This window comes from Mycolicibacterium litorale (assembly GCF_010731695.1).
GTDB lineage: Bacteria > Actinomycetota > Actinomycetes > Mycobacteriales > Mycobacteriaceae > Mycobacterium > Mycobacterium litorale.
On sequence record NZ_AP022586.1, the window covers coordinates 2,384,448 to 2,402,181 of the forward strand.

The 17,734-nt window shown below is 69.8% G+C and carries 17 protein-coding genes; 3 read left to right on the forward strand and 14 right to left on the reverse strand.

Features of this window, described 5'->3' with window-relative positions; all coding sequences use genetic code 11:
* Positions 1 to 83: 83 nt before the first annotated feature.
* From G6N30_RS11260 to rpsB, 3 genes are all read right to left on the reverse strand, one after another.
* Positions 84 to 1,496, reverse strand: coding sequence for an amidase (locus tag G6N30_RS11260; protein WP_134052792.1), 1,413 nt, complete (start codon positions 1,494 to 1,496; stop codon positions 84 to 86).
* Positions 1,497 to 1,589: 93 nt separating this feature from the next.
* On the reverse strand, positions 1,590 to 2,417 hold the full coding sequence (gene tsf, locus G6N30_RS11265) for a translation elongation factor Ts (protein WP_134052794.1): 828 nt from the start codon (positions 2,415 to 2,417) through the stop codon (positions 1,590 to 1,592).
* 11 nt (positions 2,418 to 2,428) lie between these two features.
* Entirely contained in the window at positions 2,429 to 3,295 is an 867-nt protein-coding gene (gene rpsB / locus G6N30_RS11270) for a 30S ribosomal protein S2 (protein WP_134052796.1), read from the reverse strand.
* Between the two features lie 278 nt (positions 3,296 to 3,573).
* Here rpsB and G6N30_RS11275 point away from each other — a divergent pair, with 278 nt between their 5' ends.
* A complete protein-coding gene (locus tag G6N30_RS11275) occupies positions 3,574 to 4,086 on the forward strand; it encodes a M23 family metallopeptidase (protein WP_134052798.1) in 513 nt (170 codons plus the stop codon).
* A 66-nt stretch (positions 4,087 to 4,152) separates the two neighbouring features.
* The gene (locus tag G6N30_RS11280) at positions 4,153 to 5,121 is read left to right on the forward strand and encodes an LLM class F420-dependent oxidoreductase (protein WP_134052800.1); all 969 of its coding nucleotides are present in this window, start codon (positions 4,153 to 4,155) and stop codon (positions 5,119 to 5,121) included.
* Positions 5,122 to 5,170: 49 nt separating this feature from the next.
* Here the strand turns inward: G6N30_RS11280 and G6N30_RS11285 are convergent, their stop codons facing one another.
* From G6N30_RS11285 to G6N30_RS11330, 10 genes are all read right to left on the reverse strand, one after another.
* The gene (locus tag G6N30_RS11285; RefSeq protein WP_134052802.1) at positions 5,171 to 5,806 is read right to left on the reverse strand and encodes a cyclase family protein; all 636 of its coding nucleotides are present in this window, start codon (positions 5,804 to 5,806) and stop codon (positions 5,171 to 5,173) included.
* On the reverse strand, positions 5,799 to 7,166 hold the full coding sequence (locus G6N30_RS11290; protein ID WP_134052804.1) for a purine-cytosine permease family protein: 1,368 nt from the start codon (positions 7,164 to 7,166) through the stop codon (positions 5,799 to 5,801). Before G6N30_RS11290 ends, G6N30_RS11285 begins: the two co-directional genes overlap by 8 nt.
* A gap of 27 nt (positions 7,167 to 7,193) precedes the next feature.
* Positions 7,194 to 8,096, reverse strand: a complete 903-nt coding sequence (locus G6N30_RS11295; RefSeq protein ID WP_134052806.1) for a tyrosine recombinase XerC — start codon at positions 8,094 to 8,096, stop codon at positions 7,194 to 7,196.
* 31 nt (positions 8,097 to 8,127) lie between these two features.
* Positions 8,128 to 9,288 (reverse strand): lactate 2-monooxygenase, encoded by a 1,161-nt coding sequence (locus G6N30_RS11300; protein ID WP_134052808.1) that lies wholly within the window; start codon positions 9,286 to 9,288, stop codon positions 8,128 to 8,130.
* 49 nt (positions 9,289 to 9,337) lie between these two features.
* The gene (locus tag G6N30_RS11305; RefSeq protein WP_134052810.1) at positions 9,338 to 10,198 is read right to left on the reverse strand and encodes a siderophore-interacting protein; all 861 of its coding nucleotides are present in this window, start codon (positions 10,196 to 10,198) and stop codon (positions 9,338 to 9,340) included.
* A gap of 62 nt (positions 10,199 to 10,260) precedes the next feature.
* Complete coding sequence (gene dprA / locus G6N30_RS11310; RefSeq protein WP_134052812.1) at positions 10,261 to 11,382, reverse strand: DNA-processing protein DprA; 1,122 nt, start codon at positions 11,380 to 11,382, stop codon at positions 10,261 to 10,263.
* Positions 11,379 to 12,890 carry a YifB family Mg chelatase-like AAA ATPase gene (locus G6N30_RS11315; protein WP_134052814.1) on the reverse strand — a complete coding sequence of 504 codons (1,512 nt, stop codon included), beginning with the start codon at positions 12,888 to 12,890 and terminating at the stop codon, positions 11,379 to 11,381. The genes dprA and G6N30_RS11315 overlap by 4 nt, the downstream gene beginning before the upstream one ends.
* On the reverse strand, positions 12,890 to 13,255 hold the full coding sequence (locus G6N30_RS11320; protein ID WP_134052816.1) for a YraN family protein: 366 nt from the start codon (positions 13,253 to 13,255) through the stop codon (positions 12,890 to 12,892). The genes G6N30_RS11315 and G6N30_RS11320 overlap by 1 nt, the downstream gene beginning before the upstream one ends.
* Positions 13,256 to 13,379: 124 nt before the next feature.
* Positions 13,380 to 14,561 carry a Cmx/CmrA family chloramphenicol efflux MFS transporter gene (locus G6N30_RS11325; RefSeq protein ID WP_134052818.1) on the reverse strand — a complete coding sequence of 394 codons (1,182 nt, stop codon included), beginning with the start codon at positions 14,559 to 14,561 and terminating at the stop codon, positions 13,380 to 13,382.
* Positions 14,562 to 14,918: 357 nt separating this feature from the next.
* On the reverse strand, positions 14,919 to 15,902 hold the full coding sequence (locus G6N30_RS11330) for a S1C family serine protease (RefSeq protein WP_134055167.1): 984 nt from the start codon (positions 15,900 to 15,902) through the stop codon (positions 14,919 to 14,921).
* A gap of 220 nt (positions 15,903 to 16,122) precedes the next feature.
* Here G6N30_RS11330 and G6N30_RS11335 point away from each other — a divergent pair, with 220 nt between their 5' ends.
* On the forward strand, positions 16,123 to 16,947 hold the full coding sequence (locus G6N30_RS11335) for a DUF1206 domain-containing protein (RefSeq protein ID WP_134052820.1): 825 nt from the start codon (positions 16,123 to 16,125) through the stop codon (positions 16,945 to 16,947).
* Between the two features lie 63 nt (positions 16,948 to 17,010).
* Here the strand turns inward: G6N30_RS11335 and G6N30_RS11340 are convergent, their stop codons facing one another.
* Complete coding sequence (locus G6N30_RS11340; RefSeq protein ID WP_308205076.1) at positions 17,011 to 17,400, reverse strand: hemophore-related protein; 390 nt, start codon at positions 17,398 to 17,400, stop codon at positions 17,011 to 17,013.
* Positions 17,401 to 17,734 lie beyond the last annotated feature (334 nt).

The following is a 17,734-nucleotide window of genomic DNA, read 5'->3' on the forward strand; positions in this document are numbered from 1 at the left end:
TCACCGCTGCTTGCGGTGTCGCTGAGGTTAACTCCGCCCCGACGTGGTTACGTCGGCGTGTCCGTTCGCAACGGATTTCGTCGTCAGGCGGCGTCCTGCAGCCGGCGCCGGGGCCGGGCCTCCTCGAGTTCGTAGGCCAGTTCCAGTAATCGGGCCTCCTGGCCCACCGTCGACGCGAACATGATGCCGATGGGCAGGCCGCTGTCGGATTCGCCCAGTGGCAGCGAGATCGCGGGGTCGCCGGTCGCATTCTGCAGCGGCGTGAACGCCACCCAGTCGACCAGTCTTTCGATGATCTGGTCGTAGTCGGCCGTGGGGTCGAGATGCCCGATCTTGGGCGGGGCCTCTGCCAGCGTCGGGGTGAGCACCACGTCGTAGCTGCGCCCCAGTGCGGCGGTGATGCGGCGGGTGCGCGCGAGCCGGGCCGTCGCGAGCGGCAAGCGACGCAGGTTGCGCGCGGCATGGGCCTCCAACCCCAGGGTGAGGTTGTCGAGGCGGGTGCGGTCGAAGCTGCGCCCGAACGTGCGCCGTCCACCGCGGACGAGGGCGAACGACAGGAAGGACCAGTACAGCAGGAAGTCGCCCATGAAGTGCTCCGGTACGGGGTTGTCGATCGGGGTGACGCGGTGCCCCATTTCCTCCAGCAGCGCAGCGGTTTTCATCGTGACGTCGCGGACCTCGGGGCCGGCTTCACGGGCGATCGAATGGGTGCACACCGCGATGCGCAGCCTGGCTCGGCCGGGCCCGGTGACGTCGCCGACCGGCGGCAGCTTCGGATTGCGGTACACCCGTTCCATCTCGCGGTAGAACGCGGCGGTGTCGCGCACCGAGCGGGTGACGACGCCGTTGGCGACGATGCGCAGCGGCATCTGCCGCATGTCGCGGTCCAGCGGCAGCCGGCCGCGGGAGGGCTTCAGCCCGATCAATCCGTTGCACGACGCGGGAATCCGGATCGACCCGCCGCCGTCGTTGGCGTGGGCCATCGGCACCACCCCGGCCGCGACGAACGCTCCGGACCCTGAGGAGGACGCGCCCGCGGTGTAGTCGGGGTTCCACGGATTGCGCACCGCGCCGAGGCGTGGATGCTCCGCGGAGGCGGAGAAGCCGAACTCCGAGAGCTGCGTCTTGCCCAGGGGCACGAGCCCCGTCGCGAGGTAGGCACGAGCGAAGTCACCGTTGGCGAGCGCGGGGCGCGGATCCCAGGCGTCGGTGCCCTGCATGGTCGGCATGTCACCGACCGCGACGTTGTCCTTGATGTACGTGGGGACGCCGTCGAAGTAGCCGCCGTAGGACCGGGGTGCGCTCGCGCGCGCCCGGGCACGGTCGAACGCTTCGTAGGCCAGGCCGTTGAGGGCTGGATTGACCGCCTCGGTGCGCGCGATCGCCGCCTCGACGAGCTCGGTGCGCGACACCCGCCCCTGCCGCAGGGCCTCGACGAGGCCAACGGCGTCGAGGTCACCGAGGGCGTCGTCGGTGAAGGCGCTGATGCGAGTCATGCGCCGACGGTACCAATCCGTACCGTCGGCACAGGTGCAGATGCAGAAGTGCCCCGGAACTCTCGTTCCGGGGCACTTATGCGAATGATCGCGTCAGGCCTGGCCGACCTCGAAGCGGACGAACCGGGTGACGGTCACGCCGGCCTCGTCGAGCAGGGCCTTGACCGTCTTCTTGTTGTCGGACACCGACGGCTGATCGAGCAGCACGACGTCCTTGTAGAAACCGGTGACCCGGCCCTCGACGATCTTCGGCAACGCCTGCTCGGGCTTGCCCTCGTTGCGGGCCGTCTCCTCGGCGATGCGGCGCTCGTTGGCGACGACATCCTCGGGCACGTCCTCACGGGTGAGGTACTTGGCCTTGAGCGCAGCGATCTGCAGCGCGACCGCGTGGGCGGCGCTCTTGTCGTCGCCGGTGTACTCCACCAGCACGCCCACGGCCGGCGGCAGATCCGCGGCCCGCTTGTGCAGGTAGGTCTCCACCTGGCCGTCGAAGTAGGCGACGCGGCGCAGTTCGAGCTTCTCGCCGATCTTGGCGCTCAGGTCGGCGATGACCTGCTCGACCGTAGGGGCCGCCTGGTCGCCGGAAATGTGAGCGGCCTTGAGTGCGTCGATGTCGCTGGCCTTGGAGGCGGCCGCGGCGGCGACGATCTGGTCGGCCACCGACTGGAACTCCGCGTTCTTGGCGACGAAGTCGGTCTCGGAGTTCAGCTCGATCAGCGCGCCGTCCTTGGCGGCGACCAGGCCCTCGGCGGTCGCGCGCTCAGCGCGCTTGCCGACGTCCTTGGCGCCCTTGATGCGCAGCAATTCGACGGCCTTGTCGAAGTCGCCACCGGCCTCGACCAGCGCGTTCTTGCTGTCGAGCATGCCGGCGCCGGTCAGCTCCCGAAGCCGCTTGACGTCGGCAGCGGTGTAGTTCGCCATGTAAGCCTTCCCTAGGGGTTCTGGGCGATGGTGGGTTCGGTCTGGATGTCTGCCTCGGGCGTCCCGGGCGCGGCACCGGCCGCGGTGGGGGACGCCGTCGCGCCGGCGAGCAGTTCCTGCTCCCATTCGGCGAGCGGCTCAGCAGCCACCCCGTCCTGGCCGGCCTCGGCCTTGTTGCCGTTACCGGCGCCCGAACGGGCCTGCAGACCCTCGGCCACCGCGGCGGCGACGACCTTGGTCAGCAGCGCGGCCGAACGGATCGCGTCGTCGTTGCCCGGGATCGGGTAGTCCACGACGTCGGGGTCGCAGTTCGTGTCCAGGATCGCGATGATCGGGATGTTCAGCTTGCGGGCCTCGGCAACCGCGAGGTGCTCCTTGTTGGTGTCGACGACCCAGACGGCCGAAGGCACCTTCTGCATGTCGCGGATACCGCCCAGCGACCGCTCGAGCTTGTTCTTCTCGCGGGTCAGCATCAGGATTTCCTTCTTGGTGCGACCCTCGAAGCCACCGGTCTGCTCCATCGCCTCGAGTTCCTTGAGGCGCTGCAGACGCTTGTGCACCGTCGAGAAGTTCGTGAGCATGCCGCCCAGCCAGCGCTGGTTCACGTAGGGCATGCCGACGCGGGTCGCCTCTTCGGCGATGGACTCCTGCGCCTGCTTCTTGGTGCCGACGAACATGATGGAGCCGCCGTGGGCGACGGTCTCCTTGACGAACTCGTACGCCTTGTCGATGTAGGTCAGCGTCTGCTGCAGATCGATGATGTAGATGCCGTTGCGGTCGGTGAAGATGAACCGCTTCATCTTGGGGTTCCAGCGACGGGTCTGATGCCCGAAGTGAGCGCCGCTGTCGAGCAGCTGCTTCATTGTCACAACAGCCATGATTCGGCCATTCCTTATCTGTCGGTTGTCGCCCGGCGTCGGGTGATGCCGGGCCCTGGTGGCTGCTGGAGTGCCGGACCCGCTTTGCGACGGGACCGCCGGCATCCGGTACGACTGCTCGAGTCGAGGTGCAGACACGCGAAGTCAGTCCGCTCGATGCGAACTGCAGGTAGGAGTTTACACCGTCGGAACAGGTGCTTTGTCCACAGCGGACGCCTGCTCCACAGGGCTGCACTGTGACCCTGGCGCGATGGCGCGCGACCGCCTGAACTGGGCTGATGCGAGTGCTGGTGGCGTTGGTGGCGTTGGTGGCGGTGGCCGTCGCGGCGGCGGGCCCGGCGCGCGCCGACCCATCACCTGACGATGGCCGACTGGACTGGCCGCTGCGGCCGCGACCTGCGGTGGTGCGGACCTTCGACGCGCCGACCCCGAAGTGGCAGCGCGGACACCGCGGCGTCGATCTGGCCGCCACGGCCGGACAGCCCGTGTACGCGGCGCAGGCGGGCACCGTCGTCTTCGCCGGTGACCTGGCCGGCCGGCCGCTGGTGTCGATCGCCCATCCGGGCGGCCTGCGCACCAGCTACGAACCCGTGTCACCGTCGGTGCGGTCCGGGCAACTCGTGCACACCGGCACCGTCGTCGGCGAGGTGGTGGCGGGGCACGCCGGCTGCGCGAGGGCGGCGTGCCTGCACTGGGGCGCCATGTGGGGGCCGGCGTCGCGCGCGGACTACGTCGACCCGCTGGGCCTGCTGGCGGGCACACCGGTCCGGCTGCTGCCGCTTCGCCCATAGCGATTTCGGTGTCGTTGGTCGCGCTGAGCGCGACTGCGGACACCGAAATCGCGGAGAATCGGGGTCATGATCGCCAGCGCCGCCCACCTGTCGCGTCCGCTTCGATTCGGTCTCACCACCGCACTGCCCCGCGCCGGCGCGGACACCCGCGACTTCGCCCGCGCGGTCGAATCGGCCGGCTTCGACGTCCTCACCTTCGCCGACCATCTGGTGCCCGCGATGCCGCCGTTCAGCGGCGCGGCGGCCGCCGCGGTGGCCACCGAACGGCTGCACGTCGGAACCCTGGTGCTCAACAACGATTTCCGCCACCCCGTCGAGACCGCCCGCGAATCGGCCGGTGTCTCCACAGTGTCCGACGGACGGTTCGAACTCGGCCTGGGCGCGGGCCATATGAAATCGGAATACGACGCCGCCGGGATCCCATTCGACCGCAGCGGGATCCGCGTCGAGCGGCTCGAGGAGTCGGTCGGCATCATCCGCGCGCTGCTCGACGGCGATGCGGTCGACGCCGACGGTGCGCACTACCGGGTGCACACCGGCCCGGGTGCGCTGTTGCCTGCGCCGCCGCACCGGGTGCCGTTGCTGATCGGCGGCAACGGTGAGCGGGTGTTGCGACTGGCGGGCCGGGTCGCCGACATCGCGGGCTTCGCGGGCATCACGCACAACCACGACGCGACCGAGGTCGCGTTGACCCACTTCGGGCCCGACGGGCTGGACAACCGGATCGCCGTCGTGCGCGACGCCGCGGGCGACCGGTTCGACCAGATCGAACTCAACGCACTGATCCAGGCGGTGGTGGTGACCGGCGACCGGGAGGCGGCCGCGGCCGACCTCGCCGGCGCGATCAGCGGAGTCGACCCGGCCGATCTGCTGGACTCGCCGTTCGTGCTGCTCGGCACGCACGAGCAGATGGCGCAGATGCTGCACGACCGGCAGCAGCGGTTCGGGGTGAGCTACTGGACGGTGTTCGACGAATGGGGCGGCCGCCCGTCGGCGATGCCCGACCTCGCGGAAGTCATACGTTTGCTCCGCTGAGCGATTTCGGCGTGCGCGGTGGCGCTGAGCGCGACCAGCCACGCCGAAATCACGAAAGAACAACCGCACGCACCGGGGCACCGTCGGCGTCGATCGGTAGCGGGAAGAACCCGATCCGCACGCGGGCGGGCAGGCCGTCGAGATGGCACAGGTTCTCGACGATCAAGGCATCGGCGCCGAGCACCACCTGATGCACCGGAAAGTCGGCGCCCGTTTCGGTGGGATCGGGACTCAGGGTGTCGACGGCGAGCACCCGCATGCCACGGCGCAACAGATCCGTTGCGGCATCGGCGGACAGCGCCGGGTGGTCCAGCGCGGCGGCGCTGCCGAAGTGGGTCGCCCACCCGGTGTCGAACACCACGATCGGGGGCACATGCTCCGGCAGCCCGCCGTCGAGAACCGCCTCGATCTCGGGCAGGCCGTACGTCGCCCGCGGCGCCGGCGTTCCTAAGTGGACGATCAGCGCGTCACCGATCAATTCGCCCAGGGTGATCCGAGCTGTCGTCCGTCCGCCCTGGATGCAGTGTGATGGCGCGTCGAGATGAGTGCCCGTGTGTGAGCCCAGGTGCAGCGCCGCGACGTCGACGCCGTCGCGCGCCCGCAGCAGCGCCGGTTCGACGGCGACGGTGGGATCGCCGGGATAGACCTGCATGCCCGTCGCGATGGGATGGCTGAGGTCACGCATCCCGGACATCCGCCAGATGCACGCTGTCCGCGCGGGCCGCGCGTCGGGGCAGCATCGCCGACAGGTACAGCACGAAGGTCAGCGCGAACGCCGGGATGGTGGCGCCGACCGGACTGGGCCATACGTAGGCCAGCACGTAGGACGCGACAGCGCCGATCGCCCACGCCGCCACCGCGATCCAGTTCACGCCGCCGGTGTACCAGTAGCGGCCGCCGCGCCCGCGCAGCAGATCGGCGTCGTACGCCGACCGCTTGACCAGGTAATAGTCGACGATCATGATCGCGAAGACCGGGACGAACAAGGCACCGATGACCGTGAGGAAGTCGGTGAACTGCGTGAGCAGGCCGAGCCACGTCGATCCGAGGATCGAGATGAGCCCGAGCACCAGCGCCGTGGGCAGGTAGCGCAGACGCGCGCCGACGGGCGCGTTGACCACCGACGTGGTCATTCCGTAGACGACCATCGAGTTGGTGGCCATGACCGACAGGAAGATGACGATCGCCAGCGGCGCACCGAACGGCGCGACGATCGCGGCCGGGTCGAACGCGACGGCCTCACCGTTGCTGAGGATGACGTAGCCGATCGCCGTCACGCCCAACGTCATCGCCGTGACCGTCGACAGCGTGTAGCCGACACCGGACCCGACGATGCCCGCCCGGCTCGAGCGGGCGAGCCGGTTGAAGTCGGCGGACAGCACCGTCCACGAGATCGCGGTCGCGATGACGATGTCCAGCACGGTCACCGCGGTGTAGCCGATCGACGCGTCGACCGGAATGTCCTGGAACGCAGCGGGACTGAACTCCGTGAACGCGATGACGAAGATCCACGCGATGATCACCAGCATCAGCACCGCGAGCCACGGCTCCACCCGGGCGATGCCTTCGTGGCCGAGGATCGCGATCAGCACGACGACGGTCTGGCACAGCACGGAGAACAGGATCGGGCTCGAGAAGCCGGTGAGGTCCTCGACGAGGTAGTTCACGGTCACGCCGGCGAGCATCGCCTGCACCCAGCTCCACCCCATCAGGATCACGACGTTGGCCGCGACCGGCAGCAGGCTGCCGCGGGTGCCGAACGCGCCCCGCGTCAGCGCCATGGTCGGCAGGCCGGTGCGGGTGCCGATGTTGCCGACGAGCGTGAGGACCACTGCGCCGCAGACGGTGCCGAGCACGATCATCGTCAGCGCGGTCGCGAAGTCGACGGCGGGCAGCAGCAGCGTCCCCGTCAACAGTGTGGTCACCACGAGGTTCGCGGCCAGCCAGATCATCGCGATGCGGCCCAGTGACAGCGTGCCGCGGACGGGTCCGGCGTTGTCGGCCTGTTCTTCGAGACGGCGGTCGAGGCGGTGGTAGAGCGCCATCCGATGAAACTACGCCGAAACGATCCGTCAGGCGCGGGGATGCGCCTGGTCGTGGACGGCCCGCAGGCGCGCGACGGTCACGTGGGTGTACAGCTGGGTCGTCGCGAGTGTCGAGTGACCCAGCAGTTCCTGCACGATGCGCAGGTCCGCACCGCCTTCGAGCAGGTGGGTGGCGGCGCTGTGCCGCAGGCCGTGCGGACCGATGTCAGGTGCGCCGTCGACCGCGCCGACGGTCTGGTGCACGACGGTGCGGGCCTGGCGGGGGTCGAGGCGCCGCCCGCGGGCACCCAGCAGCAGGGCGGGGCCGGAGTCGGGGGTGGCCAGGGCCGGGCGGCCGTCGGCCAGCCAGGCCCGCAGCGCGTGGTCGGCCGGGTCGCCGAACGGCACGGTGCGCTGCTTGTCGCCCTTGCCGAGGACGCGCAGCAGCCGCCGGGAGGTGTCGACGTCGTCGATGTCGAGGCCGCACAGTTCACTGACGCGGATGCCGGTCGCGTAGAGCATCTCCACGATCAGCCGATCGCGCAGGGCAAGCGGATCACCCTGCTGCGCACCAGATTTCGCCGCATCGAGCGCATCGCGCGCCTGGTCCTGACGCAGCACCGCGGGCAGCGTCCGGCGCGCCTTGGGCAGCTGGAGCCGGACGGCCGGGTCGGTGGCCATCAGTCCTCGCCGGACCGCCCATGCGGTGAACGTCTTGACCGCCGATGTCCGCCGGGCCAACGTGGTGCGCGCGGTTCCGGCGGACGCCTGCGCGGACAGCCAGGCGCGCAGCAGCGGCAGCGTCAGGGCCGTGAGATCGGCGCCGGGTGACCGGTCGTCGACGAAGGCGAACAGCGACCTCAGATCGCCGAGGTATGCGCGCCGGGTGTGGTCGGAGCGGCCGCGTTCCAGCGCGAGGTATTGGTCGAACTCGTCGAGGACGGACTCCACGCCCCTACCGTGGCAGAGCCGTGGCGGGTGTCTAGCCGACGCGCCGCAGCGTGTCCGGGGTGAGATCGGCCAGCGTCGGATAGCCGTCGACGGCCATGGTGAGGTCGGCTTCGGCCAGCAGTGAGCGCAGCACGTGGACCACGCCGTCGACGCCGCCGAGCGCCAACCCGTAGGCGTAGGGCCGGCCGATGCCCACGGCGGTGGCGCCGAGGGCGAGCGCCTTGACGATGTCGGAGCCGCTGCGGATGCCCGAGTCGAACAGCACCGGCAGTCCGTCGGCCGCCTCGACGACGCCCGGGAGGCAGTCGATGGCGGGCAGACCGCCGTTGGCCTGCCGTCCGCCGTGGTTGGAGCAGTAGATGCCGTCGACGCCTTCGTCCTTGGCGCGCCGGGCGTCGTCGGCGTGGCAGATGCCCTTGACGATGAGCGGCAGCGTGGTCAACGACCGCAGCCACGGCAGGTCTTCCCATGTCAAAGGGTTGCCGAACAGCGACACCCACTTGAGCACCGCGCCCTGCGGGTTCTCCTCGGGCGGCTGCGCCAGCTCGGCGCGGAACACCGGGTCGCTGGTGTAGTTGGCCAGACAGCGGCCGCGCAGTTGCGGGAAGTTCGACGTCGACAGATCACGCGGCCGCCACCCCGGCACCCACGTGTCGAGGGTGACGATGATGCCCTTGTAGCCGGCGGCCTCGGCGCGTTTCACCAGGCTGGCGGCGAGCTCCCGGTCGGTGGGCGTGTACAGCTGGAAGAAGCCGGGCGTTTCGCCGAATTCGGCGGCGACGTCTTCGAGCGGGTCCTCGGTGAGCGTGGACACCACCATCGGCACCCCGGTGCGCGCGGCGGCGCGGGCCGTGGCGAGGTCACCGTGTCCGTCCTGCGCGCAGATGCCGATCACGCCGATGGGCGCCATGAAAACCGGTGCGGGCAAGGACAATCCAAAGAGATTGACCGACAGGTCGCGTTCGCGGGTGGCGCGGAACATCCGCGGCACCAGGCCCCAGTTGTCGAACGCGGTGCGATTGACCCGCTGGGTGCGTTCGTCGCCCGCCCCGCCTGCGACGTAGGAGTACACCGACGGCGGCATCGCGGACTGCGCCTTGGCCTCCCATTCCGCGAACGTCATCGGCAGGTTCGGCACGATGCCGGACAGCCCCTGCAGGTAGATCTCGAGTTGGTAGTCGCCGAATGCCATGCCCGTCAGCGTGCCAGCCCGCGCACCGCTGGGGGCGAAGACCCGCGTGTCAGCTCGCGGCTTCGGCCTTGGCGAGCTCCGCCTTCCACTGCCGGAAGGTCTCTTCGGTGCGGCCCCGCCGCCAGTATCCGGAGATCGACGACGCCCACTTGGGTTCCACGCCGCGCTCCTTCCGGATGTAGGGCCGCAGGTTGTGCATCACGGCCTGGGCCTCGCCGTGGATGAACACCTGCACCTGGCCGGCCGGCCACGCCGCCTCCTTGACCGCGGCGATCAACGGGGCGTGGTCGCCCGCGGCTTCCTCCGGGACCAGGTCGGCCCGTCCGCCGCGGTAGATCCAGCTGACCGAGACACCTGCCGGCGCCGTCAACTCCAGCTCGTCCTCGGGGCCGGCCACCTCGATGAACGCCTTGCCGACGGCGTCGGCAGGCAGCGCCTCGAGTACCGCGCTGATCGCGGGCAGCGCCGCTTCGTCGCCGGCGATCAGATGCCAGTCGGCCGCCGGGTCAGGGCTGTAGGCGCCGGACGGTCCCATCAGGTAGGCGCGCTGGCCCGGTTGAGCCGCGGCGGCCCACGGCCCGGCGACCCCGTGCTCGCCGTGGACGACGAAGTCGATCGTGAGCTCCCCGCGCTCCGGGTCGACCTTGCGCACGGTGTAGGTGCGCACCACCGGCTGCTTCTCCGGCGGGAGTTCCTTGAAGCTGTCGAGGGTCAGGGGCTGCTCGAGCGAGGACACGTCGACACCGTCGGGCACGATCACGAGCTTCACGTAGGCATCGGCGAAATCGCTGGGAGAGAACGTGTCGAAGCCGGGCCCCGTTCCGTTCCCGCCCAGCACCACGCGAATCATGTGACGCGCCAATTGCTCGGTGCGTACCACTTCGAACGTGTGGACCGGTCGTCCCGCCACGACTGCCTCCTGACTCTGCGCTGATCCCTCGACGATACGAGCGCGGCCGCCCGCTCAGTGACCTACCGTCGCCTGCTCATTCTCCAGCGGCCGCCCTCATGTACCACCAAGCCTGCCACCTCCAACGTCGCCAGCGCCCCCAGCACCTGGTAGGCGGGTATTCCGGCGCCGAACGCCACCTCGTCAGCCGTGCGCGCACCGCGCTTGGGCAGTGCGTCGTGGACCCGCCGTTCGGTGTCGGTGAGCGCGTCCAGCGGCGAGGTCGGCCGCTGTTCGACGGGCGCCAGCTCGCCCATGCGGCCGACCAGCTCGATGACCTCCTCGGAGCGAGACACCAGGGTCGCGCCCTCGCGCAGCAGCCGGTGGCACCCCACCGACGCCGCCGAGGTGACCGGCCCGGGCACCGCACACACGGAGCGACCGAGTGCCTCCGCCCACCCCGCGGTGTTGGCCGCACCGCTGCGGGCGCCGGCCTCGACCACCACGGTGGCGCCCGACAACGCGGCCACGAGGCGGTTGCGGGTCAGGAACCGGCTGCGGGTCGGGCGGCAACCCGGCGGATACTCGCTGAGCATCAGACCGTCCTGGGCGATCCTGCGCAGCAGCCCGGCGTGGCCCGCCGGATACGGCAAGTCGATACCGCCGGCGACCACCGCCACGGTCACGCCGTCACCGGCCAGCGCCGCCCGGTGCGCCGCCCCGTCGATTCCGAACGCGCCGCCCGACACCACCGCGACATCGCGCATCACCAGACCGGCGGCCAGATCCGCCGCCACATGTTCGCCGTATGCGGTGGCCGCGCGCGTGCCGACGATCGCCGCCGCCCGGACCGCCACCTCGTCCAGTCGGACCGGTCCGACCGCCCACAGCACCAGCGGCGAATGCCCCTGCGGGCGCGCGACGTTGCCGAACGCGACGAAGTTCAGCAGCGGCCACTCGTGGTCCAACGCGGTGATCAGCCGCCCACCCATACGCGCCAGCACATCGAGATCCGCCTGCGCACAGTCGGATTCGCGCCGCGCTTCGGTTCGTTGCCTCAGCCGGTCGTCGTCGAGGTCGCCGCGACGCACCTTGTCCGCGGCCGCCACCGGACCTACGCGGTCCACGAGCGCAGCGAGTTCCGGGCAGGGCGGTTCGGCGACGCGCGACAGGTACGCCCAGGCGCGTTCGACCTCGGTGCTCATCGCGCGCCCTCCACCTGACGAAAGCTCAGCGCCACGCCGACGTCCTCCTTGGTCGGCGAGGACCGCCCGGCGAGGTCGGCCAGGGTCCACGCGACCCGCAGGGACCTGTCCACGCCGCGAATGCTGAGTACGCCGCGTTCCAGCGCGGTCTGCAACGGCTCCATCGCCTCGGCGGACAGCCGGAACTTCCTGCGTAGCAACGGTCCGCTGACCTCGGCGTTGGTGCGGATGCCGTACGGCTTCCACCGTTGCGCGGCCGCAGCGCGGGCGGCCGCGACGCGTTCGCGCACGACGGACGTGGGCTCGCCGGCCTCCGGCGTGAACGCGCCGGCCCGCACCGGGTGCATCTCGACTCGCAAGTCGACCCGGTCGAGCAGTGGACCCGACAGCTTGCCGAGATAGCGGCGTTTGACTCCGCCGGGGCAGATGCAGTCCTTCGGGTCGGTGCGCGCGCACGGACACGGGTTCGCCGCCAGCACCAGCTGGAAGCGTGCCGGATAACGTGCGACGCCGTCACGGCGGGCGAGCCGGATCTCGCCGTCCTCCAGTGGCGTTCGCAGTGCCTCGAGCGCGCTCACCCGCAGCTCGGCGCATTCGTCGAGAAAGAGCACGCCGCGGTGGGCTCGGCTGACCGCGCCGGGCCGGGCCATCCCGGAGCCACCGCCGACGAGCGCTGCGACACTGGAGGTCTGGTGCGGCGCCACGAACGGCGGCCGAGAGATCAGCGGCGCCGCACCGGTCAACAGACCGGCCACGGAGTGGATCGCGGTCACTTCGAGCGATTCGGCTTCCGAGAGCGGGGGCAACAGCCCGGGAAGACGTTGCGCCAACATCGTCTTGCCAACACCCGGCGGCCCGGTGAGCATCAGGTGATGCGCACCCGCGGCGGCGACCTCGACGGCGAAGCGGGCGTGGGCCTGCCCGACGACGTCGGCGAGGTCGGCTGTCTCGTCGGGCGCCGCCGGCGGCGCGGCGATGCGCGGTTGCAGGTCCGCCTTGCCGGCCAGCCACCCGCGCAATTGGCCCAGGGTGCGCACCCCCCACACGTCGACGCCGTCGATCAGGCTGGCCTCCGCGAGGTTCTCACACGGGACGACGACATGCGGCCAGCCCTCGCGCTTGGCGGCCAGCACGGCGGGCAGCACCCCCTTGACCGGCCGGACCCTGCCGTCGAGCGCCAGTTCGCCGAGCAGCACGGACTTTTCGAGTCGCTCCCACTCCTTCTTGCCGTGGGCACTCATCACCGCGGCGGCCAGCGCCAGGTCGTACACCGATCCCATCTTCGGCAGCGTCGCCGGCGACAGCGCCAGCGTCAGCCGCGCCTGCGGCCACTCCGCCCCGCAGTTGGTGATCGCCGCCCGCACCCGATCGCGCGACTCCTGCAGCGCGGCATCGGGGAGCCCCACCAGATGCACCCCGGGCAGTCCGTTGCTGATATCGGCCTCGATCTCGACGATCACCCCGTCCAGGCCGACCACCGCGACCGAGAACGCCCGACCCAGCGCCATCACGCCACCCCCTCGAGGTGGTGGATCACCGGAACGCGTCCACCGAGACGCACCCCGATGACGTCGATGCGCACCGCCGCCCAGTGCTCGTCCTGCCCGGCCAGCCACAACCCGGCCAGCCGCCGCAGCCGCCGCACCTTCTGCGGCGTCACCGCCTGCGCCAGACCACCGAACCCGTCACCCGTACGGGTCTTGACCTCCACGAACACCACCGCCCGCGCGGCGGTGTCCACCGCGATGACGTCCAACTCGCCGTAGCGGCACCGCCAATTGCGTTCCACCACACGCATACCCAACGAGCACAGGTGCTCGACGGCCAAGTCTTCCCCCAGCGCGCCGATCGCCGCGCGTGTCCACGAAGTCATGACCCGACACTGCGCACACCCACCGACACCGCAGACGGCGCAGAACCGGGTTATCCCCAGCGGCGAATCCATCCACAGGCCGCCGGCGCCGACGTCCTCGATATTCAGCGCGCGCTTGTGTGGGTCATCGGATTACCTGGCGGTCGCGAGGCGCGATGACTCGCAAGAGAGGTAAGGCGATGAGCAACGCGAGCGCGACCAGGAGGCTGCTGACCCAGACCGGGCCGACCGCGCCAGCATGGCCGCCGAGAGTCACTGCTGCAACGGCCGGACCGCCAGCTGCGCCGATGTTGAGCGCCGCGGTCGCATACGAGCCGCCCATGGTGGGGGCGCCCGCCGCCTCATAGAGCACCCTGGTGATCAAGGTGCTGCCCAATGCGAAGGACAATGAGCCCAGTAGAAACACCAGGAAGAGAAGCGCGACAGGCTGAGCAGCGAAGGTCGCCAACGCCAGCCAGCCGAGCAACAGCAACGGGCCGCCGACTCCGATCACTATGCCGGGTCGCTGATCGGAGAGCCGTCCCGCGACGGCGACACCGACGAACGACCCAGATCCGAAGAGCACCAACGCAACCGAGACCCACAGCTCGCCCAGGCCGGCAGTATCGGTCACGATCGGCGCCAGGAAGGTGAACGTGGCGAAGGTGCCAGCGTTGACCAGGGCGCCGAGCAGCATGACCAGGGAAAGCCTGGCCGTCGTCAACTGGACGATCTCGGTCCGCAGCGAGCGGCCAGCCGACGTGTCCTGACCAGTCACTCCGGCATGGGCCGGGATGGCCGTCATGATGCCGACTGCAGCGGGAAGGCAGAGCAGTGTTATCGCCCAGAAGGTGGCCCGCCAACTGAGCAGGGTGCCGAGCAACGCGCCGCCGGGCACCCCAGCGATGGTGGCTACCGTGGTGCCCGAGAGCAGCACTGCCAGCGCGCGTCCCTTCTGGTTGGCTGGGACGAGCGTGGCCGCCACACTCAGTGCCACGGCAAGAAAGCCCGCGTTGGCCAGCGCGGCGATCACCCGTGTGACCAGCAGCGTCACGAAACTTGTCGTGAGGGCGCCCACGGTATGCGCAACGGCGAACGCCAGCACGAAGCCCAGCAGAGCTATTCGGGCCGGCCACCGGCGCGCGAGCGCCGCCATCAGCGGCGCACCGACGACCATCCCGATCGCGAACGCCGAGGTGAGAATCCCCGCCGCTCCGACTGACACGCCAAAATTGGCGGCGATATCCGGCACCAGGCCGGCGAGCATGAACTCCGAAGTACCCATGGCGAAGACCGCGAGGGCAAGCAGGTAGAGCGAAAGAGGCATTACAGACTCCGAGGTGAGGGAGAACGAGAAGGAAACGTCTCGTCACCGCGGCCAGCGCCCAAAGGTGCACGAAATGCCCGTCCAGCAATGACTGCCAGGAACGGACTACGAACTCAGCGGTTCAGGGGGCTGACGGCGTGACCGAAAGCCCCACCTTGGATGCCTCAGGGCTCGACATGGCGCGAACACTACTCAGATCACTGGTGGCCACGCAAAGACATTTCAGCAGGGAAAGCGCCCGCGTCGAGCTCGCCGTAGCGGCACCGCCAATTCCGTTCCGGTACACGCATAGTCGAGATCGCACAGATGCTCGACCGCCCCGTCCTCCCCCAGCGCGCGATCGCCGCTCGGCGCCAGTCAGCCGGCGCGTTCGCCGATCGTGACCGTCACCTGCTGCTGGGCCCGGCCACGCTGAACCGACATCGGCACCTGCGCGCCGGGTCGACTGCGGCGCAGCGCACTCAACAGGTCCTCCACACTGCGCACCGCATTCCCATCCAGCTCGGTGATCACATCCCCGGGCCGTACCCCGGCCGTCGCCGCCGGCGATCCGCGATCGACCCCGGTCACCAGCGCACCCTGCTCGACTGCCACCCCGAGACCGCGCCGAACCGAGGGCGTCAACTGCGTGATCGACACCCCCAGGTACGGATGCGCCGCGCGGCCGTTCTTGAGCAACTGGTCGGCCACGTCCAGCGCGGTGGCGGACGGGATCGCGAACCCCAGCGACACCGCACCCGCTGCCGGAGGGATGTACGCCTCGTTGATCCCGACCACCCGACCCTCGGCGTCGAGCAGCGCTCCCCCGGAGTTACCCGGAGAGATCGGCGCGTCGGTCTGGATGAGATCCACCAGCGACTGACTCTGCGCCGCCGACCCCGGGATGTCACGGTGCAGCCCGGAGATCACGCCCGCGGTCACCGAATTCTGGAAACCCAGCGGGCTGCCGATCGCCACCGCCCATTGGCCGGGCCGCGGTAGCTCGGTGCGGTACTCCGGCACCGGCAAACCGGTCCGCAGGCTGCGGACCACCGCCAGATCGGTCGGGACATCCGTCGCGAGTACGACACCACGGGCCTGCTCACCGTCGGCGAACTCCAGATCGACGTCCCGCGCGGTGCCGACCACATGGGCGTTGGTGACGATCACATCCGGTCGCAGCACCACCCCGCTACCCACGCCGTTGTCCAGTCGCACGGTCACCACACTCGGGCTGACCCGCTCGACCACATCGGCGAACCCCGCGGGCCCGAGGCCGGGAGCATCAGCGGCCTGCGTGGGTTGGGCGGATTGCGCAGCGCCGTCACCGTTTCCGGAACCGCACCCCGACACCAGCGCCATCACCGCTACGATCCCGAACGCCAGATACGTCTGCCGTGCCGCCACGACTCCCCCTCACCATGCGCTACGTCAGCAATTGGTCCGAACGACAAACTACGCGTACCGGTCTCGCGCGACCTCCCGTTTCGCCACTTGGCACCGTCCCGAGTTTCACTCCCGTCAAAAAGGGGGACCCGTAGCCATCCATTCGGGGGTGCACCGACGCAGGAGGTTTCAGACCATGAGCGCCAGACCCGGGTACGGCAACATGCACGGCGCCGTCAACAGGGCGACCGACAGCAACGCATTCGAGTACGCCGCGCGCGCCGGCTTCGCCGCGAGCGGTGTGCTGCACCTGCTGGTCGGCTACATCATCTTGCAGATCGCGCTGGGTAGCGGCGGCAACGCCGACCAGTCGGGGGCGCTCGCGACGCTGGCCGGCCAGACCGGCGGCAAGGTCGTGCTGTGGGTCGCCACCATCGGGCTGATCGCGCTGGGCCTGTGGCGGCTGGCGGAGGCATTCATCGGCTCCAAGCCGGGTGAGCGCGCCACCGGCGAGGACTCACCCGCCTGGAAGCGTGCCAAGTCCGTCGGCCTTGCGATCGCCAACTTCGCCATCGCGTTCTCGGCGATGCAGTTCGCAACCGGAAGCGGGCAGTCCAGCGGCCAGCAGAACTCCGGCATCTCGGCTCAGCTCATGCAATCCGGCTGGGGCAAGCTGCTGTTGGTGCTCGTCGGCCTCGGCGTCATCGCCGTCGGCGGCTACCACGTCTACAAGGGCGCCACGAAGAAGTTCTTCAAGGATCTGCGCGTCTCGGGCGGAACCGGGATCACCGCGGTCGGTGTCGCCGGGTACGTCGCCAAGGGTCTCGTGCTCGCCGGCGCCGGCATCCTGGTGATCGTCGCGACGCTGCAGGCCGATCCCGCGAAGGCTTCCGGCCTGGACGCCGCGGTCAAGACGCTCGGCCAGGCACCGTTCGGCAAGTTCCTGCTGATCGTCGCCGCCGTGGGCATCGCGGCCTTCGGCGCCTACAGCTTCGTGCGCAGCCGGTACGGCCGCATGTAGTCACCCCGAGACGACACCGCCGCCGCAGCATGTCGCTGCGGCGGCGGTTCGTTGTCGGGATTACTAGGCGAGCGCGTCCAGCAGCGCGCCCAGCTGGGTCGGCTGCACGGTGACGCCGCACTGGTTGCGCTGATCGATCAACGGCCGCGCGATGTTGCGCAGGTCGGTGAACTCGTTCGGGTGCGCGGTGAAGTACGCCCGCACCGTGGCGTCCGCCTCACCGGACGGCTGCGACGCCGCGCGGGTCAGGGCATCGTTGGCGCCCGGGTGAGTGCTCAGGTAACCACCGGCGGCGGAGAGCACGCCGCCCGCCGTGGTCGCGAAGCCGCTGGCGTTGCAGGCCGCCGGCTGGGCGGCCGCCGTCGGCAGCGCGATGGTGGCGGCGGCGACACCGCCGAGAGCGCATGCGGCAAATGCGCCGGCGATGCCGCGGCGCGCAGTCTTCGGGGACATGATCATGTCTGGTATTCCTCGTCTGTGTAGGGAACGGTCGCTTTCCCCCGCGACCCCGAGCCAACGTACCCGCGAAATCAGTGATCAATCTGGGCGCCAAAATGCCCTGGTCAGAATGCGAAACGCGTTACAGGTCGGGCCGTGACGTCCGCCTCAATCCAGCGTTGTTTCCTGAGCCGCGGATAAGGTCTCGGCGCCGCGTCTAAGAAAGCCGAAGCGCCTCTCAAGAAGTTGTGACCGCAATGTGACAGCTACCGAACCCCGATTTTCCGTCCATCGGCCTGCATCCGGCCGCGGTCGTCAGAGTGCGCAAGAGGAGAGAGCCGGCGGGAAG